We start from the raw sequence: 18791 nt of genomic DNA on the forward strand, positions 1-18791 counted from the left end.
GACAGTCCGTCACACACACCAGGAAGGCACGACCATGGACGTTCCCCGCCCGCCCCGCCTCACCGGCCACCAGGAGCACACCCTCCGCGCCCTCGACCCGGCCAAGCACCCCGACATTGCCGCACTCCTTGGCAAGATCGACGGACAGCGCACGAAGATCAAGAACCAGGAAGCCAAGATCGAACGGCAGCGGGTGCAGCTCAAGCGCGCCTACGACCAGGTGAAGGAGCGGAACCAGGAGATCAAGCGACTCCGCGAGCACACCCCCGACGACACCGAGTGCATCGACGCCCAGGGCGACGTCCACCCCGAGCACGACTGCCACGGGCCCGAGTGCCGCCACTGCGGCGCCGAGCCGGACGACGAGTGAGCACCGCCCGTAAGCCCCGGCCGCCGCTCGCCACGCCGTGCAGCGGCTGCGGCCATACGTACAACTGGCACGTGCCCGGCGGTGTGTGCCGGACCCTCCGCTGCACCTGCAAGCAGCACACGACCGAGGAGCGCCCCACGCCGGAGGACGGCACGGCGGCCGGGTCGGCGTACGGACAGCTCCTCTCCCGGCTGCTGGGCGGCGGAGGAGACTTCTGGGACCGGCCGGACGGTAACTGGGGCAAGCGCGCGGCGGGGGTGCTCGACGACGCGGAGGCGGAGCGGCGGGCCGACGCGAACAGCGCCTACGTGATCGGGAGTCGGGCGCTGCGCCGCAACGAACTCGACGGGGCATGTGCGTGGTTCGCTGTCGCCGCCGACGAGGAGCACCCGGGGGCAGCCTTCCGCAGCGCCCTGGCGGCCGCCCGGGGGCACCAGGGCGAGCAGGTGCGGCGGTGGCTGCGTGTCGCCGCGAGCTGGGGGCACGGCGACGCGCAGCACCTCATCAGCCACCTGACCAACGACGTGATCCCCGGCAGGCCGCAGGCCGAGGACCCCGAGTTCTACGCCGAAATCGCCACCTCCCTCCGCACCGAGACCCAGGAGTGCCCCATGACGTCCGCAACCCACTGGGTGCAGGTTGAGCCCCGCCGCCGCTACCGCACCCGGATCGGCAGCAGCACCTATGACCTGATCTACCAGGGGCGCGGCGCCGTCGGCCCTGACCTCGACCCCGGCTGGTACCTGGAGGGCGGTATCGACAGGCGGGGGCACGAGTTCATGGCGCGGCGCCTCCAGGACGCTGCCGACGCCGCCGCCCGCCGCATTTCCGACACCGCCCAGGAGCGTCCCCATGGGTAAGGGCAAGCCCCGCACCAGCCACACCGCCGCCGAGGCCCGTAAGGACGTCCTGGATGCCCTCCAGGCGGGTGCGGTGCTCCCCGAGGAGGAGGCGCGCGCCCTCGTCGACAAGCTGATCGAGGAGGCCCGCCAGAGCGGCTGGGACGCGGGTTACGACGATGGTCTTTTCGACGGCACCATGAGCCAGGCATGAGAGGGATATCACCGATGATGACACTGCCGCCCGCCCCGCGCCCGTGCGCTTCCTGCCCGTACCGGCAGGACGTGCCTTCGGGTGTCTGGTCGGAAGAGGAGTACGCCAAGCTGCCCGCCTTCGACGGTCCGACGTACGCGCAGCCCGCCAGGTTGTTCGTGTGTCACCAGCACGACCGGGGCGAGGAGCGGGCGCGGGTGTGTGCGGGCTGGGCCGGGTGCCACGACATGGGGGAGAGCCTGGGTGTGCGCGTCGCGCTGGCGTCCGGGCGGATCACCGAGGAGACAGCCGAGGCGCTTGTCGACTACGTGTCGCCGGTGCCGTTGTTCGCCTCGGGTGCGGAGGCGGCCGCGCACGGCATGCGGGAGGTGGAGGCGCCGGGGGTGGAGGCGGCCGAGGCAATCGGCAAGATCCGCCGGGTGCGGAGTGATCTGACGTAGGGGCGGGTTCCGCCCAATCGCTGTCAGCGCACTTGACGGTGCGCTAAGGTGGCGCCACCACCTCGACCCGCCACGAGGAGCACCCCATGATCAATAAGTCGGCCCCCGCCGCCAAGGACGCCACCATGCCGAAGACCACCCCCGCTCAGCAGCGCGCCCTTGACCTGATGCGCACCCGCCACACCGGCGCCATCGAGTCCGGGGAGGGCACCGCGCTCCCCACCGTCCTCGCCCTGGCCAAGGCCAGACTGTGCACCGTTGAGATCCGGCACGCCGCCGATGGCATTCTCCGCTCCACCCGCCACCGCGTGTTCACCGCGACCCTCACCGAGGCGGGCTGGGCCGGACACGAGCGCCCGGCCGCCCCCGAGCTGCCCGCCGCGACCCCTGAGGCGGAGCTGCACCAGGGCGACATCGTGCGCAACATCCACACCGCCACGCTCGGGAAGTGGCACGGGCCGAGCGCATACGACCCCAAGGGGTTCACCGTCCACGTCAGCGGCTCCACCCTGAACACCGGCCCGGGATGCTGGCAGCTCGTCTCCCGGGCCCAGGAGCAGCCGGAGCGGCCCGAGCCCGCCCCCACCCCCGACGGGCCGCAGACGACCGCGTACAGCGCCCAGGGGGCCGTCTACCGGATTGGCCAGCGCGTCGCCCTGCGCACCACCGACGGCTTCCTGTACTCCGGCCCCGTCCGCGAGTTCACCCGCGACGCGACCGGCCGCACCCTGCTCACCTTCGACGCCGACACCCGACAGATCGCCCCCGCCCGCCGACCCCCGCTCGGCGCGATCAAACGGCCCTTCCGCCGTATCAGCGTCACCCCGCCCGAACCCTGGACCGTCCCCCTCGACGCCACCAACCTCACCACCGACGCCTGACCCGACCAAGGGAATGATCATGAATGTTCTGAGGCAGCACGCTGCCAACCTCAAGGCCACCGCCGCAGCAGGCACCGCACAGACCGAACTGATGCACCTGACGCTCAGCACGGGCCAGAAGGTCCGCAGCGAGGTCGAGAAGCGCCCCGGCCTGCTGGCGGCACTGCCGACCCAGTACCGAGTCCTGATCAACACAGCGGGACAGATGGAACGAGAAGTCCAGGAACTGGCGGGAGAAACCCCCAGGGCAGCCGAATCCTTCGACCTTGCCGACGTCACCAGGACGTCGATCATCATGTCCGAAGCCGTGGCCGGTTTCTGCGAGAAGTACGACGCAGCACACCCGCAGCCGAACATCTGACCGCAGGCGCCCCGGGCAACCGGCCCGGGGCGCCCCTCGACCCGCCACGAGGAGCACCACATGCCCGACACCACACCCACCACCCAACTCCGCCGCACCCTCGACCGCGTCACCGACCTGCACGAGGTGGACGGAGGCGCCTGCGGAACCTGCGCGGATGCTGACGGGCAGGCCGCTGCCTGGCCGTGCGAAACCGCGCAGCAGATGGCGGTGGCTGAGCAGCTGCTGAGGAACGTGGAGGAGCAGACCCCGGCCCGGCTGGTGCTCGGCACCATCGACCAGCAGCCCGCGCACAGGTGCGGCAACTGCGAGGGCATCGACCCGGACACCTGCGTCAACAACCCGCACCGGCCGTCCGAGCTGCGCAACCGCCTCACCCGGGCGCTCGACGAGTGCCGGACGATGATCCCGGCCTCGCAGTCCGACGTGGTTCTGTCCGTTCTCCGGAAGGCGGGCGTCCTGCCCGCACCCACCGACCGGGCCGTCGCCGACCAGCCTGCCGACCGCCGGGCCCGGTACGCCGCCGCGATCCGCGCAGCAGGCGTCTACAACCTGGACGCGCACACCGCTGCGGCCATGGCCGTCGCGGACACCGAGCAGGCCGACCTGCGGGCCGAGGTGGAGCGGCTGCGCAAGCGGGCAGAACGCGCCGAGGCTGAGCGTGACTGCCTCGCCATGGCCGTGATGTTCGCGCGCCAGTGGAAGCCGGACGCACCGATGAGCCTGCGCAACGGAGTCGACGAGATCCTCGCGGCGATGCCGAGCCGCACGGCCGACGAGGCGCAGCAGCCCGACACCGGGCCGACCGTGGGCGACGTACAGGCGATGCTCACCCGCATGCAGGCTGCCGCTGCCGACAGCTCGCTGACCACCCTGCTCGGCCTCATCGCCGCCTGGTACCGCAGCCCTGAAGGCCGCGACGTCCTGATCGAGGGCCTGGAGCAGGCCGGGTTCCGCCTGCCCGCCGACGAGGCGCAGCAGCCCGAGGCCGCCGCCTGCCCTCACGTCTGGGTGACCGCGCTGGACGAGAACGACCGGCCCGCCCTGGACGAGACGGGCAGCACGTGGACCCACTGCGGTGTGTGCGGCGGCCTTCCCGGGGACGGCCGGTCATGAACATCGCCCGTACCCCGTCCGGCGAGGTGATCACCTGCGACGGCTGTAAGGCCCCTGTCGAGGACGTCACCCCGGACATGGAGCACCCGACACCGCCGGGCCTGTACGCCGGTCAGAACGTCCGCTACATCGTCTGTGCCCCGCTCCCCGACGGCTCGCAGCCCTGTCTCATCCTGGCCCGCCTCAACGACGAACTCCACCTCCGCCGCTGCACCCCCTGCCGCCGCACACTCGGGCGCCTGCTCGATGATGTGCTGGCCGAGCTCACCCAGGAGAACTGACCCATGGAACTCATCCACAACGACACCCGGCACCAGATCACGCGGAGCGTGAACGTGGCCGACGGCCCGGTTCTCCCGCACCCTCACAGCAGCACCAAGAGGTTCCGCCTGACGAACCTCGTGATCACCTTCGCACTGGTGGGCAAGGAGTGGCGGCCCCAGAGTGTCGAGGCGTCCGGCCCGGTACTCAAGGCGGACGGCACCGACAGCAAGACCACCTGGGGAGCTCACATCCACGGATGGAAAGCCAACTCCGATTGGGCGTTCATACACAAGATCATTGAGGGGCTTCGGCCTACCGGCTCCGCCACCCTCCCCTTCGGCCCCTTCGACCTGGAGAACTGACCGTGACCGACGAGCAGAACGAGCGGCGTATCTACCGCCTCGACAACGATCACGACTTCGAGTGGGCGGATCTGGAGGAGTTCGTCCCTGACGAGCCCAAGGTTCCGGAGGAGCTGCGCCCGCTGTTCCCCACCGGCAAGACGGTCGACGAGGTGGGCGAGCTCAGAATCCGCGCCTACGACGACGAGCCGCCCCGCTTTTCGGAGGGTGAGGCGTCCGTCGAGGCGACGGCTCAGGAGATGGCTGAGTGGCGTGCTGCGTGGGCCAGGATGGAGGAGGAGCAGCAGGCGCTGCGGGCCCGGCTGAGGGGTGCGCAGGAGGCGTACGAGGCGACCGTGCGGGAGGCGCTGGCGGACCTTGCCGAGGCGATGAAGCCGTGGGGTGCCGTCGAGGCCGTGCTGAAGGAGCGCGCTGCGGAGCTGGCCGAGAAGCTGCACATCCACCGGACGGCGGCCGAGGAGTGGAAGGCGGCCCGCGAGGCGAAGGAGCAGGAGCACCTCGACACCATCGACGGGCCCCGGGTGATTGTGCTGTACAAGCCGAACTCCCTGGGCAGCGGGAAGCAGGCCGACCACATCGCGAAGGTGCACCTGGTGGCCTGCAAGCGGCGTAACACGAAGGGCCAGTGGTTCGGCGCCAGCAGGATGGACGACGACGAGGGCCTGCGGGCCGGTGAAGCCTGGTATCGGCTGACCCATCCCGCCGAGTGGATCCGGTCGGCGTTCTGGGGCAACACGAAGGCGATGCGGGTCAAGTTCTGCTCGGCCTGCAAGCCGTGGACCGTGTTCCAGGAGCACATCGAGGACTTCCCCACCCCCTGCTACAGCAATCAGGGGATGACCCTGGGCGGGATCCGGCTGACCGACATCCCCGAAGGGTGGACCTCGTGAGCATCGCCAGCGGCTCATACTTTGAGAACCCGGGTGTTCCGACGGATGCGGAGCGTGGGACGTACTGCCCGGACGGCGTCATGATCATGGGGCCGGTCAGCCCCAGCGTGTTCATGGTCGTGGACCCGTGGCCGTGTACCGCGCCCGGGTGTACACCGGAGCGGTTCGCCCGGGTGCAGGCCGAGGTGGAAGCCGAGCTGGCCGAGGCCGAGGCCGCGTGGGGCGACCGGCCGTGAGTTCGGTGAGGGCAAGCCACCTCGTCCAGGGTGACGTCATCCGGCTTCGGGACGGCCGCCGCGTCGAGGTGATGGCGCACTCGCACCGGCCGCATTCGCCGGTGGCGAATGTGCGGCTGTGGGAGATCGGGACGGACGCTCCGAACTTCTCGTTTACGCTCCGCGCGGACAGCCTGTATGACGTCGAGCCGGAGGGGTGAGCAATGTCTGAGAGAACGTATGCGCTGAGGCTGGGCACGGCCTCCACTGTCCGGGGTGTGCTCGGCCAGGACGTCGTCCTGCGGGAGGTGGAGCGCAAGCCGCACCAGGGGCTCGGCCGGTCGGATCTTGTCCGCTGCCACGCCTTCATCGGCTCCGCCTACATCGGGGAGGTCGATTCGTTCTGGGTGCTGCGGGAGGACCAGACCCGGTCCAAGGAGAAGGAGTTCGCGGGGACCTATCCGGGGGCGAAGGACTGGGGGCCATCCGGCCGCCGTGCTGACGTCATCGAAGACCTCGTCCGGCACCACCTCGACGCCGAACGGCAGGCGCTCGACCGCGAGCTGGCGAACCTGGAGCAGGAGAAGGAGGCCGCCTTGCGGCAGGTCTTCGCCGTCCAGAAGGAGATCGACGCCGCCGCCGCCCGGCGCAATGCCGTCGCTGCCGCACTGAACTGCACCACCTGACCGCGCTTTCGGGGCGTGGCATCCCGCCATTGCCACGCCCCGGGAGCGGCTACGAGCCCGACCACCAGACCATCCCTCGACCCGCCACGAGGAGAGTGCATCCCGATGCCTCCTGCCGATTCCCGTCCCAGTGCCTCCGACCGGCTGCGCGCCGTTGTGCTCGCCACCTTGACGACGGTGCTCGCCAACCACGACCGCGTGGTGCCGCTCGGTGTCCGGATCGCCATGGCGAAAGCTGTGACGGACGCGTTCATCGAGACGGCCCTGCCGAACCTCCAGGAGGCCGCCCAGGAGCCGCTCAGGCTCAGTCTGGAAGTCCTGGCCGACGACGCCGAGTTCGACGCCCAGATGGAGGCCAGCAGCCTCGGCGCTCCCCGGGTACGTGCTTTCCTCGCGAGCATCACCGACGCCGACCGGGCCGCGCTCGCCCGCGTCGGCCGGGAACACGCCCTGCGTATCCGGATCGCCGACGTGCTGCGCAAGGCCGCGTACTCCTGTGACGGCGACTGCGGTACGAGCGAAGTCGAGTGCGACGCGGCGCACCCCATCCAGGTCGGCATGTGGACCCATGGGCAGGTCACCGACATCAGCGCCTCCATCGACGCCATCGCGTCGGTGCTCGCCGCCGAGCTGACCGGGCGGGCCGCCGCCGCCCCCGCGCCGCCCGTGCCCGTTGACCTCGAAGGCGGCCCCGGAGGCGGTATCGAGGGCATGCTGAGCCGGGCTCTCCTGGCGCCCCGCCGCCCTGTCGCCGACCACCTGCCTCCGGCTGTGAAGCGGGACCCGGACTCGGTCACTGTGACGATCCCCCGGCGCGTCGCGGCGGAGATCGCCGAGAGCGTCCGTCACTGCATCGACATGTACCCCGTGGACCGCTACTGGGATGCTGTCAATGCGGTTCGGGCCCTCGACGAGGACACCGGGGCCCGGCTCTACCGGGAGTGCCGCTACGCGGTCGGCAGCGACACGGAGGAGAACAGCTACTACGTCCGGGACCTCAAGGCCAACCCCCACGGGCACGGAATCGACTCGTGTGAGAAGCCGCTGAAGACGTTCCCGACGATCGGTGCTGCTCTGGCCTGGCGAGACAGCCACACGCCGACGAGCGACGCCGAGCACGACGCGATGTTCCCGCCGCCGCGTGCGTGCTGCCCGTCCTGCAACACCCCGTGCACCGACTCGGCTGGGGCCTGCCCCGACCATCCGAAGGAGTGCGACGCGGACGATCACATGGAGCCGCCGACGGTGAACGGCGAGGTGCTGTGACGGTGCGCGCGTCCGTGGCGGAACGGCTGCTGGCCCGGCTGCGGGCGGCCGGAGTCGAGCTGCCGAAGGGTACCCGGCTGGTGCGGGTGTATCCGTCGGAGTCCATGCGGAATGTCGGGGCGTGGTCGTGGACGGCTGCGAATGCCGACGGGGTGCCGCTGTACCGGGATGAGTCGGGGCGGACCATGGCGGTCGGCTCGCAGTATCCGATGGGGATGCTGCTGCGCCTCGGATTCGAGGTGAACCGGCCTGGGTTCGGCGATTTCGGGGACATCACCGTTGATCCGCCTCTGGCGGCGCTCCGCAGTAGGTGATCTTGGTGGGAGAGGTCGCTTCGACGAACCCACATACAGCGCACCACCAAGTGCGCTAAGGTGGCCTCTCCCGCCAAGGATGCACACCGAGGAGTCCGATGAATCCGCCCGAGTGCTTCACCGAGGAATTCGCCTTCCACGAGCGCAACGGGACCCTGGGCCCGTGCGGCCCGGTCCGCGACGCCCGCGAGGACCCCGACCACTACGACGAGATCCCTGCGCCGGGCCCGGAGATCCTGATCCCCGGCGCTTTCCTGGACCAGCACGCCGCCGCCCCCGGCGACTGTCCCGAGGAACTGGCCGCGTTCCTGGACGCCGCCCGGCCGCTGCTCCGGGGCCAGGTCCCGGTTGCCCGGGTCGACATCCCCGTGGACCTGCTGGAGCCGCTCTCGGCGTACGCCGACGACCGGCTGATGACGTGGGGGCTCGCGCAGGACCGCATGGCCATGAAGGCCGCGCACATCCTGGCCACCCACGCCCGAGCGCTCAAGCGGCGCGAGGACGAACGCAACCGCCCGCCCGCCGAGCCGGAACCGCGCCCCGGCCACCTCAGCCCGTTCTGCGTCGTCGACCACCCCGGCGTCCCCTACTGCCCGCCGTTCTAGTACCGGCCAAGGAGAACTGATCATGCCGACCATCACTGATCCGAGGGTTACCCAGGCCGCCGAGGTAATCCGGGAGGCTGCCGTTGCCGCTGCCCCTGGGCTGCCGACGTTTGCCGATGTCGTGGACCGGCTCACCGACGCCGCCGACGTCAGCTCCACCACCGCACGCAAGCGCATCCGGCAGGCGATCGAGCAGTCCGGAGGCACACTGCATGAGCTGCGGCTGACGGTGGACTCGATGCGGGCATGGCGCGTCACGCTGCCGGACACCGCATCGACCAGTGCCGAGCCGGGCGTGCGTACTTGGCTCAGCAGGTTCTTTGCGACCGGCGCGGACGGCCGGTCCTACTACGAGGTGACGTACGACAGCGCGAAGGGGACGCACGCCCACGGCGCGGGCCAGACGAGCTGGGTGATCACCTCCGAGCGCATCGACGCGATCCGGCAGGCGCGGGCCGCAGTCGAGGAGGCGCGCCAGGCCGAGGAGGCCGCCGCGTCCCGAACGGAGCGCGACACCCAGCAGGCGGAAATCGAGCGCCGCCACCCGGGCCTGGAGAAGCTCTTGCACCGCTTCGGGTGCTTCCTGGATCCCGACGCCGGATTCGACGCGATCACCGACGCCCATCTGACCCGGGCGAAGGACGGCATGCCGACCGAGGAGCGGCGGGCAGTCGTTAACGTCACGGTCCGGTCCCCCGAGGCCATCGCCCGGCTGGAGAAGGTGCTCAGCGCCGGGCTGGCCGCCGTCGAGGCGCAGGAGGTCGCCGCCAAGCAGACCGCCTCATGCAAGGCCCCGGACTCCCCGTCGTGCTCCTGCAACAACGCTGAGTACCGGTTCTGCGGTGCGACCCTCGACCGCACCGAGCCCCCGTTCACGTGCAACCGGCGCGTCGCCCACAACGACCCGTGCAGCCCCGACCTCGACAAGGAGAGCTGCTGATGTTCCTCTTGCCGGTGCCTGAGGGCTGGGAGGCGGCCGCGCATGACTGGGAGCCGGTCGTTTCGGAGCTTCCGGAGGGCTCGGAGTGTTTCCTGCGCGGGGAGGCCGGAACGCCTTCGTGCAGTGTGCTGACGATCATGAGGAGTCCGGGGTCGGGGCAGCGGCTGGCGTGGTTCGGTCCGGCCGACCGGCTCGGGGTGGTGGAGCCGGTGCCACAGGGGGAGCTCCACGCCATGGTGGGAGTTGTTCCGGGGGACTGGGGGCCTGAGGATCTTCCGCCGGGGGAGCGTCCGGCCTAGTTTGGTCCGCCCTCCCATGTGAGGGCTTGGGGGTCGCACCCCGGGGCGGGCGCCATGCGCACATAATCATGCGCGCAGTCGTGGGCACCACAATTCCCGTGGGGGGAATCATGCGCAATGTCGCGCGTACCACTGTTCTGGCCGCTGTCGTGGCCTGTTCTGCCGTGCTGCTGACGGCTTGTGAGGGGGTGGAGTCGGCTGCGCCGTCGGCTCCGGTGACGGTGACGGCCTCTCCGTCGGTCGCGGCCACACCGTCGCCGTCGCCGTCGGAGCAGTCGCCCAACGAGGCGATGGACGAGGCGCAGAAGGAGAACGAGAAGGCCCGTAAGGAGCTGCAGGACAAGATCGATGCGGCTGCGTCGGCCGGTGCCATGAAGGCGAAGCTGCCGGACTTCACGGGGCAGATTCTGCAGACGGCTCAGGACGGGGCGCAGGCGGCCGGGTTCTACATCCTGGGCAGTGATGATGCGACGGGGGCGGGCCGGATGCAGGTGTGGGACCGGAACTGGGTCGTGTGCTCGCAGACGCCGGGTGCGGGGTCGTACGACGTGGAGACCCGGGTGGTGTTCCACACGGTGAAGGACTCCGAGTCCTGCTGATCTGTCGGTGATGTGCCCGGGGCGGCAATCGGCCGCCCCGGGGTTCGAGAAGGAGGAGATCGTGAAGGATGACATGCCGGTTCGTCAGGATGCGGCGCAGCTGCTGCGGGATGCTGGGATGCGGGCGGCCGAAATGGTCCATGAGGAGGAGGGGGCGATAGTGGTGCGGTCGGGGTTCATGGTGATGCCGGACGGGGGTCGGGCGGTGTCGGTCCTGCTGTTGTCGGCGGAGGGTGCGCAGGCCGGGGAGCGGGATGAGCTGTTCCAGCAGGCTCGTGCCGCGCTGTATGCGGCGAATTGGCGGGTGTCGCAGAACGAGTACGGGACGCTGCGCGCGGTGAGGCCCGCAATCGCCTAGATCGAACCATCAAAACGTTGAACCATCGACATGGTGGAGTGGATTGGTTAGCATCCATGAGCAATAACGCCCCGCGCACCGGACGCCAAGCGGTGCTGGGGCCCTCTTGACCCGCCACGAGAGGTATCACCATGACTACGCGGCAGATTGCCCCTGCTCCGCAGCTCATCGTCCTGGGCGGCACGGTCCGCCTCACCCATAAGCGCAGCGACGGCGGTCAGACGCAGTTGTCCCTGACCCGGGGTCGCGAGCGCACCACCGCCCTGTACTCGGTCACCGACCGCGAGGGCGTTCTGCGGGCCCTGACCGCCCGCTCCTGGGCGAACACCGCGCCGGAACCTGCCATGGGCCAGGAGATCGGCGCCGCTCTGCGGCAGGCCAGGGAGCTCACAGACCCCAGTTAGCGCACTTGCTTGTGCGCTAAGGTGGGCCGGTGCGCATATCCCGCCCGCACCGGCCCGCCGACGAGGAGACCCCGCCATGCGCAGAAGCCAGCTCAAGGCACACACCCTGTACGCAGTCCAGGCCGCCGAACGCAGCACGAGGATCGTGCCCGCGCTCGTCCTGGAAACTGACCTGTGGGACCGCATTCCCGGCCCTCCGGTCTCCCTCACCCCGGCCCCGGACGACGGCCGGAGCCCGAACCAGGTCTACGACCCGGACACCGGCGCCCGCCGGGGCATCCTCGTCGTCGTCCCCCGCCCCGGCGCCTCTGTCAGCGACCAGCTCCTCCAGGACCTCACCTGGGCCGACGGATACACCGCCGCCCTCGGCCAGTTCCATGAAGGCGACGGAGTCGCGCGCTTGAACAGCGCCCTGGCCGAGAAGTCCCTCATCCTTGACATCATCCGCGACGCCCGCATCACCAGCACCTGGGCCGATCACACCGCCGACGGTGGCCTGACGTGCCCCGGTTGCGGGCGGAAGCCCATCCTGCTGGACTCCGCCAGCCGGATTCGTGGCCACTTCACCCCGCAGGGCCCCCGTTGCGACCGCTCGCGAACGCCCCTCAGGAAGGAAGAACGATGACCGACGATCCGCTCGTCACCCGGCACATCAACAGCCAACGGGACCGAGAGGTCAACCAGCTCGCCAAGGCGGCCTCCCGGCTCGCCACCCGCTCCAGGGAGTTCGCCGCCTCCATCATCCGGTCCGACACCTTCGCCGGTGAAGCCCGGCAGCTGGCCATCGACGCCCTGGACATGGCGGTCCTGGCCGCACAGGTCGACGGTGCGAAGAGCATCACCGACATCATCGGAGAGACGCCATGACCGACCGCAGGCCGAAGGACGCCGACTACCTCGACAGCCGGGTCGCGGAAGCCGCCAGCGAGGCTGTGTACGCGCTGCGCGAGCGTATCGGCGCCTACACCCGCATCCTGCTGCCCGGGGCACGCATCATCCACCTGCAGCTGAACGAGCACTCGGGAAGCTGGGAGGTCCTCAAGGTGAGCGGACCGAAGGGGGTGCCGCTGTACAGAATGGGCGACGTCGGACCGCTGGAGCTGCTTCACGGGCCCGGCGCGGCCAACGGATGGCGTCTGAGCGAGGACATTGCACTCCTCGGTCCGCTGATCGGCCTGCTGCGGAAGGAGGACCGGAAGCTGTACGTACGCGAACTGCTCCAGCCGAACGCCTGGTCGCTGACCCTGCCGCCGCTGCCCGACGAGGTAGGAAATCCGTCATGGGTGTGATCGAGACGACCGGTGGGCCGCGCCGTACCGTGTCCGCCGGGGCTGTGACGGCCGCGCTGAAGAAGGCCGGGCACGTCAAGGCGGAGAACCAGCCGACGGACTACCCCGGCCAGCAGGCGACGGTGACGCCGGGCTTCAGGAGCTTTCAGGTGGCGCCGTGGGAGGTGCACGCATGGGTGTACGACGCGGCTGACAGCCGGATGGCCCAGGCCCTGGAGCTGCAGAAGATGAGCGAGACGCTGGCAGCGCGCGGGTACCTGTGCGGTGTCGTACTGCCGCCGGGCGACCGCCGCCCTTACCTGTCGGTGACGAAGGCGCTGCCCGCCGCGCGCCGACCCACCAATTCCTGAGCTCAGCTGCCAACTCGGCACCACGTAGGGTAAGTTGCAAATATGTCACCCGGGGCCGCCCGCCAACGGTCCCGTAACAACCCGCCAAGGACGTTCCTCGCACCACCACGAGTGAACCACTGCCCGTACGGGCGAGGAGCACCACGCTCTCCAGGAGAATCCTGTGAACATCGCCGTCCAGATCGAGGAAGTCACCCTCGCCACCGTCGTTGCCGAGGCTCTGACCTACGACTCGGATGAGGGTGAGATGGTGCCGACCGGTGAGGACATCACCGTCGGCTGCCTCGTTGCCCAGGAGATCGTCAAGAGGGTCGTCAAGGACGACCAGTACCCCCGCCTTCGCGAGCAAGTCACGCAGCTGCGGGCCGGGCTGATCCGCGAGAAGCTCGGCCCGATGATCGACGAGGCGCTGCAGGGCAAGCTTCGCAAGACGAACAACTACGGCGAGGCAGTGGGACCGGAAATCACCTTCCGGGAGATGGTCGTCGAGGAGGTCCGCAAGGCCCTCAACGAGTCGCCGAACAACTACGGCAGCCAGAAGGGCACCACCCTGCAGATCGCGGTGCGGGCCGAGGTGAAGAAGGCCGCAGCCTCCGCCGTCGCCGAGCAACTCGCCAGCATGGGCGATCTGATTCGCCAGCAGGTGAACGAGGCAATGAGCGAGGAGGCCATCGCGGCCGCCATCGCCAGCGTGTCCCGTCAGCCGTAGCCGCTGCAGGCCGGGCGGCCGGATTGCCCCCGGCCGCCCGGCTTCCGTTCTTTGACCCGCCACGAAGGAAATCACCGTGAACGCTGCTGCATCCTCCCGCCCTGCCCTGATCGCCGCGCTCGGCGCCGTCACGGCCTCCCTGGTCCTGGGCGCCGCCAGCCCGGCCGAGGCCGCCACGCTCAAGCAGAAGGCCCTGAACGTCGCGAAGGCGCAGAAGGGCGACCGCTACCAGAGGGGCGCTGCGGGCCCGAGCCGCTTCGACTGCTCTGGCCTGACGTTCTACTCGTTCGGCAAGGCGGGGAAGAAGATCCCCCGCACCGCGCAGGGCCAGTACAACAAGTCCAAACACGTCAGCCCCAGCCGCCGCAAGGCGGGGGACCTGGTGTTCATCGGCCGCACGTCCGGAAAGATCTACCACGTCGGGATCTACGCCGGGTACTGGTCCGGCAAGGGCTGGATGTGGGACTCGCCCAAGCCCGGCCGGACGGTCGGCCTGCACCCGATCAAGAACTACACCGACGGCAGCCCCCGCGCCTTCTACGGCGAGGTGAAGTGATGCCTGCCCTCAAGGCGGCGCGGCCGCTGGAGCGCCGGGCGCTGGCGACGGCCGACGCGTACCTGAGGCTGAACACCACCACAGGGGCCGCCGACGCCGTCAACGGCCAGCAGGTCGACTTCGCGCTCGTCGACCTCCACCGCGACGACGACGTGCGCCCTGGCCGGGGCGGCCGCTACCAGGTCGTCACCGCCGAAGGCCACATGGTGCGCTACGCGCCGATCGCTCAGGGCCGGACCGAGTACGTGGGCTGGTACGAGCACGCCACGCACCCCGACGGCCGCACCACGCGCAAGCACGCTCCGGTGACGGGCAAGCAGCTCCACAAGGCCGTCGTGCGCGGTGACGGTATCCATCTCCTGGCGGACGGCACGATTGTCCGCCTGGCCCGGGGCCGGTGCGCGGAGACGTGGACTCCGCTGCCGGACACCCCTTCCGAGAGCTACTGAACGAGCAGCTGACCGGGAGTGGTAGACCGGGGCAGGCGCGGAGTTGCCGCGCCTGCCCCGGTTCGTTGTCGAGACGCAAGGAGTGGGAGAGAAGCTGATGAGTGCGGTTGATCTGTATCTGGTGACGTACGGGAACGGACACACGGTCGTGATGGACGGGGCGGACGCCCGAGAGCGCGCGGAGTTCAGCGTGAGTCGCGGCCTGAGCACGCGCGAGGACCGTGAGGGCGGAGTGTTCGTCGTGACGCCGGTGGATGACCCGAGGCCGATCATGTATGAGCCGGTCACGCTGGAGGCGCCGAAGGTGCTGAAGTTCCGTGAGCGGCTGACACTCAACGGGACGGACTGGGAGGCAACCGGGACGGTGTCGTCGAGCCAGGCCGCGCGGATGTGCGCCCGGACGGTGAACCGGGGCGGACGGCTGGTGTATCTGGCCAGCGGTGCGATGACGGTGATACAGGAGCGTCGGCAGTACCTGCGCTACGAGCCTGTTCAGGAAGCGCGCAGGCGATGACGTTGCCGAGCGCGCCGTAGAGTCGGTGACCTGGATCGAGGGAGAGCAGGACCAAGTGCAGGACCGTATGGATGCGTGGATGAATGAGAACCGGCCGCTTCGGGACCCGGACTATGCGCGGATCGCTGAGGCGACGAAACTTCTCGATTCCGAGCTGGCGGCGGGCGGGACGCCGGAGCAGTCGTACGACCGGCGCGTCGTCATGGACGTGCTGACGGTGTACGCGGCGCGGCGCGCGGAGCAGACGTCGGCCGAGAACCCCAAGGAGACTCCCGGCGCCTTGGACCTGTTCACACTGCTGCTCAATGTTGCGTTCGAGGGGTTCGCCTACGGGGTGCTGTTCGTCCAGAGCCGCGCCAAGGTGCGTGAGGCGCTGCTGGACAGGCTGACGCTGGCCGATGTCGGGCATGCACTGCAGACGCATCTGTCCGACCAGCAGGCCATGGAAGGCTTCTACGCGTCTCTGGTGTCGCTGAAGTCCTTGCAGTTCGTTTCGTTCGTGCGGGCGCAGAACTATGCCGTCCGGCTGAGGGTGAAGGCTCTGCCGCATCAGCGGGTGAAGGAGAGCCAGGCGGCGCTGTGGATGGACATGTTTCTCCTGGGTGCGGTGTTCGAGGAGCTCGGCGGGCACCGGGAGGGGCCGGAGTCTGTGTAGCGGCGCGGATCATGCTGCGCCCTGTGACCTTTCGGTTACGGGGCGCAGCTGCGTTTCCCCTGGTGACACGCCGTGTCACTTTTTTGCATATGCCTGGGCAGGGGGTCCGCCAGGTGTAGAGTGAGGCGCGCAGAACCCGCCAAGTCTGCTGAAACACCCACCACTTGCTGTCTCCACCCGCCAGGAGATCCTCATGCCCTCGCACGTCGTGCTGTCCTGCGAGAAAGACCGCCCCATCCAGCCTCTGGACGACTCGTACACCGTCGACTTCGCGCTGGCGGCGGAGCTTCTCGGGTACACGCAGGAGCAGGTCCGAAAGCTGGCGAAGGTCTCTCAGAAGCACGCGCAGCAGGGCGTGTTCTGGCCGCTGAAGGTCATTTCGAACGGGCACGGCCTCACGCTGCAGTCCGTCCTCGCCTACCGCCGTGAGACGCGGCTGAAGGCCCTCCCCGCCGCCTGACTGAAAGGGGGGCAGCCCGCCATGCCCCAAGCAAATCTGCACGCCGTCCGAGACAACCTGGCCCTGAAGAAGAGCCAGGAAGCCCGGCTCGTGACGTTCCTCGCTCTGGACGACATCCTGGGCCGCAACCGCCCGCGCTGGCAGTGGACCCACCCGCAGCTGGCCGAGCAGCTGGACACCGACCCGGTGTACGTGCGACTCCTTCAGAGCTACCTGGAGTACCGCCGGACGCGGAAGACCAGCTCCGTGCGCGGTATTCGTCTGCACGAGTACGGCGCCCAGATCTACGACGTCAAGAGCGGCATGCCGTTGGACCTGGTCGCCTTCGCCGACGTCAGGAACCTGAGCAACGCCGCGAAGCACGCCGCGCTGCTGCGTGAAGCCGCCGACCGTACGATCCTCGCCGATCCGGACGTCGCCGCCGAGGCCGAGGCGGCCATCGCCCGCGCCTGTATGACCTCCTCGTGGGAGGCCCTGTCCCAGATCTACTTCGACCAGCGCGCCGCCCGCACCCAGCGTCGCAATAAGGGGATTGCCGCATGACTTTCGACCAGACGCCACTGCAGCGGGTCACCCTGACGTTCCTGCCGCACGGGGGGTACCCGCAGGAGCGGACCTTCGATCACATCACCCCCGACGACCTGGTGTTCGTGGTGGCGGCACTCCACGCCCGCAAGCGCCGGGCGCTGACCGGGCGTGGCGAGGTGCAGGAGATGCTGGCCACCGCGTCCCGGAGCCAGCTCGAATGGCATGAGGAGCAGCTGCGGACCGCGCTGGACGAGGGAATGGGCGCCTGGAGGCACTTCGTGCCCCGCTGGATCCGGCTGCGGATCCTGGAGCGGCTCGTCGAGCAGTACTACGTGTCGACGGCCGCGTGGGGGGCCGAGATGGGCGACCTGTACGAGCGGGTCGACGCGCTTCAGAGGACCGTCACGCGCGGCCGGGTCAGCAAGCGGGTGGCCGAGCCCATGGTGCTGTGCGCGGGCCCGGAGTGCAGCTCCAGCATCCCCTTGAGGGATCTGGGTAATCCGCCCGAGGGGTGGGCCAAGGACGCTTCGGGGAACCCGCGCTGCGCGGATCACCCCGTGACCTCCGCCTCGTCTGCGGTGTTGGTGAAGGTGGCTTCGTGATAGCCAAGTTCCTGCTCGGGGCGGCCATAGGCGTGTTCGCGGGGGTCGCAACGCACACCGGGTGGCACGATGCCGCACTGTCGGTGTTCATCGGCTCCTTCGTCACCATATCGGTGTGGTTCATCCACCGGATCGACCGCGCTCTGAACTTCATTTTCGGAGTGTTCGATGACTAAGCCCAAGCCTTCAGACAAGGGGACCTGCCAGGTCTGCGGGACCGAGAAGCAGGTGAATAAGGACGGCACCTTGCGCCATCACAACGGGCCCTCGAAGAATTACGGGATCAAGCGGTGTGACGGCGCTGGGGAGCTGCCGCTGGAGACGCTCCCGGTGACTGCCGACACGCTGGAGACCATCGTGCGCGGTGTCGCCCGGCAGGCCGTGGAACTGCAAAAGCACCAGCAGGTCACGTTCCTCGCCAGCCAGCTCGTGCGACGGCTTGCACCGCGCTTGCGTGAGCTGCAGGGCGAGAACGCGATGCTCCGGGACGCCGTGATCGGTGCAAAGGAGCTCGTGTTCGAAGAAGAACCCAACGACCGCAGACGGCAGTACGCAGAGGAAGCTCTCCACGGCCTGGCCGAGGACCTGCTTCGGCGGCACCCGCATCTGCGCAGGCCGTCAGCGTGACTGTCTGGGGGCCGGTCGCGGGCGGCAAGAGGTGGAGAAGGGAGCCACCTCATGCTGCTGGCCGACCACCAGATCGTCGATCGGGTCGAGTCCGGAGATTTGACGATCTCGCCGTTCGACCCCGTACGAGTACAGCCCGCCTCGGTGGACCTGCTGCTCGATCACTACCTGCGTATCCCAGCCCGTCCGGGCGCCGAGATCGACGTCGCGCGGGTCTGGGCCGGGCACACCACGCTCACGGAGATCGACGAGGGCGGCTGGTTGATGCAGCCCGGCGACTTCGTGCTTGCGAGCACCGTCGAGCGGATCGCGCTGCCGGACGATCTCGCCGGGCGGGTCGAGGGGAAGTCGTCCCTGGGGCGGTTGGGCCTGGCCGTGCACGTGACGGCCGGGTTCATCGATCCGGGGTTCGCCGGTCAGATCACGCTGGAGATCGCGAACCTGTCGCCGTGGCCGATCCGGTTGCGGCGACAGATGCCGATTGCCCAGCTCGGACTCATCCCGATGGCTTCAGTTCCACACCGCCTGTATGGGCGGGCGGGCAACCACTACCAGGGCCAGTTCGGCCCTACCGAATCCCGCTACGAATTGCGGTGATTCCCCGACTTTGGCGGTGGTTGTCAGTGCCC

Annotated in this window: 34 protein-coding genes; all 34 read left to right on the forward strand. The window is 69.3% G+C overall.

The window, feature by feature from the left end:
• Positions 1-34 precede the first annotated feature (34 nt).
• The 34 genes from E6R60_RS26660 to dcd all read left to right on the forward strand — a co-directional run bounded on the left by E6R60_RS26660 (position 35) and on the right by dcd (position 18759).
• Positions 35-370: a hypothetical protein gene (locus tag E6R60_RS26660; RefSeq protein ID WP_136329214.1), complete on the forward strand. Its 336-nt coding sequence runs from the start codon at positions 35-37 to the stop codon at positions 368-370.
• Positions 367-1230, forward strand: a complete 864-nt coding sequence (locus E6R60_RS26665; RefSeq protein ID WP_136329215.1) for a hypothetical protein — start codon at positions 367-369, stop codon at positions 1228-1230. Before E6R60_RS26660 ends, E6R60_RS26665 begins: the two co-directional genes overlap by 4 nt.
• On the forward strand, positions 1223-1423 hold the full coding sequence (locus E6R60_RS26670) for a hypothetical protein (RefSeq protein ID WP_136329216.1): 201 nt from the start codon (positions 1223-1225) through the stop codon (positions 1421-1423). Before E6R60_RS26665 ends, E6R60_RS26670 begins: the two co-directional genes overlap by 8 nt.
• Before the next feature lie 17 nt (positions 1424-1440).
• The gene (locus E6R60_RS26675) at positions 1441-1863 is read left to right on the forward strand and encodes a DUF6283 family protein (RefSeq protein WP_276614048.1); all 423 of its coding nucleotides are present in this window, start codon (positions 1441-1443) and stop codon (positions 1861-1863) included.
• Positions 1864-1949: 86 nt separating this feature from the next.
• Positions 1950-2744 (forward strand): hypothetical protein, encoded by a 795-nt coding sequence (locus E6R60_RS26680; RefSeq protein ID WP_136329217.1) that lies wholly within the window; start codon positions 1950-1952, stop codon positions 2742-2744.
• A gap of 19 nt (positions 2745-2763) precedes the next feature.
• Positions 2764-3105, forward strand: a complete 342-nt coding sequence (locus E6R60_RS26685) for a hypothetical protein (protein ID WP_136329218.1) — start codon at positions 2764-2766, stop codon at positions 3103-3105.
• Between the two features lie 60 nt (positions 3106-3165).
• Entirely contained in the window at positions 3166-4221 is a 1056-nt protein-coding gene (locus E6R60_RS26690; RefSeq protein ID WP_136329219.1) for a hypothetical protein, read from the forward strand.
• On the forward strand, positions 4218-4502 hold the full coding sequence (locus tag E6R60_RS26695) for a hypothetical protein (protein WP_136329220.1): 285 nt from the start codon (positions 4218-4220) through the stop codon (positions 4500-4502). Before E6R60_RS26690 ends, E6R60_RS26695 begins: the two co-directional genes overlap by 4 nt.
• Before the next feature lie 3 nt (positions 4503-4505).
• Positions 4506-4847, forward strand: coding sequence for a hypothetical protein (locus tag E6R60_RS26700; RefSeq protein ID WP_136329221.1), 342 nt, complete (start codon positions 4506-4508; stop codon positions 4845-4847).
• A gap of 2 nt (positions 4848-4849) precedes the next feature.
• Positions 4850-5737: a hypothetical protein gene (locus tag E6R60_RS36830; protein WP_168713684.1), complete on the forward strand. Its 888-nt coding sequence runs from the start codon at positions 4850-4852 to the stop codon at positions 5735-5737.
• Positions 5734-5973, forward strand: a complete 240-nt coding sequence (locus E6R60_RS26710; protein ID WP_136329222.1) for a hypothetical protein — start codon at positions 5734-5736, stop codon at positions 5971-5973. The genes E6R60_RS36830 and E6R60_RS26710 overlap by 4 nt, the downstream gene beginning before the upstream one ends.
• Before the next feature lie 203 nt (positions 5974-6176).
• The gene (locus E6R60_RS26715; protein WP_136329223.1) at positions 6177-6638 is read left to right on the forward strand and encodes a hypothetical protein; all 462 of its coding nucleotides are present in this window, start codon (positions 6177-6179) and stop codon (positions 6636-6638) included.
• Between the two features lie 105 nt (positions 6639-6743).
• Positions 6744-7904: a hypothetical protein gene (locus E6R60_RS26720; RefSeq protein WP_136329224.1), complete on the forward strand. Its 1161-nt coding sequence runs from the start codon at positions 6744-6746 to the stop codon at positions 7902-7904.
• A 2-nt stretch (positions 7905-7906) separates the two neighbouring features.
• Positions 7907-8218 (forward strand): hypothetical protein, encoded by a 312-nt coding sequence (locus tag E6R60_RS26725; RefSeq protein ID WP_136329225.1) that lies wholly within the window; start codon positions 7907-7909, stop codon positions 8216-8218.
• 98 nt (positions 8219-8316) lie between these two features.
• Complete coding sequence (locus E6R60_RS36835; protein ID WP_168713685.1) at positions 8317-8823, forward strand: hypothetical protein; 507 nt, start codon at positions 8317-8319, stop codon at positions 8821-8823.
• Positions 8824-8845: 22 nt separating this feature from the next.
• Complete coding sequence (locus tag E6R60_RS26735; RefSeq protein ID WP_136329226.1) at positions 8846-9763, forward strand: hypothetical protein; 918 nt, start codon at positions 8846-8848, stop codon at positions 9761-9763.
• 409 nt (positions 9764-10172) lie between these two features.
• Positions 10173-10661, forward strand: a complete 489-nt coding sequence (locus tag E6R60_RS26740) for a hypothetical protein (protein WP_136329227.1) — start codon at positions 10173-10175, stop codon at positions 10659-10661.
• A 61-nt stretch (positions 10662-10722) separates the two neighbouring features.
• A complete protein-coding gene (locus E6R60_RS26745; RefSeq protein WP_136329228.1) occupies positions 10723-11019 on the forward strand; it encodes a hypothetical protein in 297 nt (98 codons plus the stop codon).
• A gap of 131 nt (positions 11020-11150) precedes the next feature.
• Positions 11151-11423 (forward strand): hypothetical protein, encoded by a 273-nt coding sequence (locus E6R60_RS26750; protein ID WP_136329229.1) that lies wholly within the window; start codon positions 11151-11153, stop codon positions 11421-11423.
• Between the two features lie 76 nt (positions 11424-11499).
• Positions 11500-12048 (forward strand): hypothetical protein, encoded by a 549-nt coding sequence (locus E6R60_RS26755; RefSeq protein WP_136329230.1) that lies wholly within the window; start codon positions 11500-11502, stop codon positions 12046-12048.
• Complete coding sequence (locus tag E6R60_RS26760) at positions 12045-12290, forward strand: hypothetical protein (RefSeq protein ID WP_136329231.1); 246 nt, start codon at positions 12045-12047, stop codon at positions 12288-12290. Before E6R60_RS26755 ends, E6R60_RS26760 begins: the two co-directional genes overlap by 4 nt.
• A complete protein-coding gene (locus E6R60_RS26765) occupies positions 12287-12712 on the forward strand; it encodes a hypothetical protein (protein WP_136329232.1) in 426 nt (141 codons plus the stop codon). Before E6R60_RS26760 ends, E6R60_RS26765 begins: the two co-directional genes overlap by 4 nt.
• Positions 12703-13062: a hypothetical protein gene (locus E6R60_RS26770; RefSeq protein ID WP_136329233.1), complete on the forward strand. Its 360-nt coding sequence runs from the start codon at positions 12703-12705 to the stop codon at positions 13060-13062. Before E6R60_RS26765 ends, E6R60_RS26770 begins: the two co-directional genes overlap by 10 nt.
• 163 nt (positions 13063-13225) lie before the next feature.
• The gene (locus tag E6R60_RS26775) at positions 13226-13771 is read left to right on the forward strand and encodes a hypothetical protein (RefSeq protein ID WP_136329234.1); all 546 of its coding nucleotides are present in this window, start codon (positions 13226-13228) and stop codon (positions 13769-13771) included.
• Between the two features lie 106 nt (positions 13772-13877).
• The gene (locus E6R60_RS26780) at positions 13878-14327 is read left to right on the forward strand and encodes an NlpC/P60 family protein (protein ID WP_240802694.1); all 450 of its coding nucleotides are present in this window, start codon (positions 13878-13880) and stop codon (positions 14325-14327) included.
• The gene (locus tag E6R60_RS26785; protein ID WP_136329236.1) at positions 14327-14776 is read left to right on the forward strand and encodes a hypothetical protein; all 450 of its coding nucleotides are present in this window, start codon (positions 14327-14329) and stop codon (positions 14774-14776) included. Before E6R60_RS26780 ends, E6R60_RS26785 begins: the two co-directional genes overlap by 1 nt.
• 82 nt (positions 14777-14858) lie before the next feature.
• Positions 14859-15290 (forward strand): hypothetical protein, encoded by a 432-nt coding sequence (locus tag E6R60_RS26790; RefSeq protein ID WP_136329237.1) that lies wholly within the window; start codon positions 14859-14861, stop codon positions 15288-15290.
• A 25-nt stretch (positions 15291-15315) separates the two neighbouring features.
• Entirely contained in the window at positions 15316-15945 is a 630-nt protein-coding gene (locus tag E6R60_RS26795; protein WP_136329238.1) for a hypothetical protein, read from the forward strand.
• 193 nt (positions 15946-16138) lie between these two features.
• On the forward strand, positions 16139-16405 hold the full coding sequence (locus tag E6R60_RS26800) for a hypothetical protein (RefSeq protein WP_136329239.1): 267 nt from the start codon (positions 16139-16141) through the stop codon (positions 16403-16405).
• Between the two features lie 21 nt (positions 16406-16426).
• Entirely contained in the window at positions 16427-16948 is a 522-nt protein-coding gene (locus E6R60_RS26805) for a hypothetical protein (RefSeq protein ID WP_136329240.1), read from the forward strand.
• Positions 16945-17535, forward strand: a complete 591-nt coding sequence (locus tag E6R60_RS26810; RefSeq protein WP_136329241.1) for a hypothetical protein — start codon at positions 16945-16947, stop codon at positions 17533-17535. Before E6R60_RS26805 ends, E6R60_RS26810 begins: the two co-directional genes overlap by 4 nt.
• Positions 17532-17711, forward strand: a complete 180-nt coding sequence (locus tag E6R60_RS26815) for a hypothetical protein (RefSeq protein ID WP_136329242.1) — start codon at positions 17532-17534, stop codon at positions 17709-17711. Before E6R60_RS26810 ends, E6R60_RS26815 begins: the two co-directional genes overlap by 4 nt.
• Positions 17704-18162, forward strand: coding sequence for a hypothetical protein (locus tag E6R60_RS26820; protein WP_136329243.1), 459 nt, complete (start codon positions 17704-17706; stop codon positions 18160-18162). The genes E6R60_RS26815 and E6R60_RS26820 overlap by 8 nt, the downstream gene beginning before the upstream one ends.
• A 51-nt stretch (positions 18163-18213) precedes the next feature.
• Positions 18214-18759, forward strand: coding sequence for a dCTP deaminase (gene dcd, locus E6R60_RS26825; RefSeq protein WP_136329244.1), 546 nt, complete (start codon positions 18214-18216; stop codon positions 18757-18759).
• Positions 18760-18791 lie beyond the last annotated feature (32 nt).

The sequence above is a fragment of the Streptomyces sp. A0642 genome (genome assembly GCF_004795105.1).
Classification (GTDB): domain Bacteria; phylum Actinomycetota; class Actinomycetes; order Streptomycetales; family Streptomycetaceae; genus Streptomyces.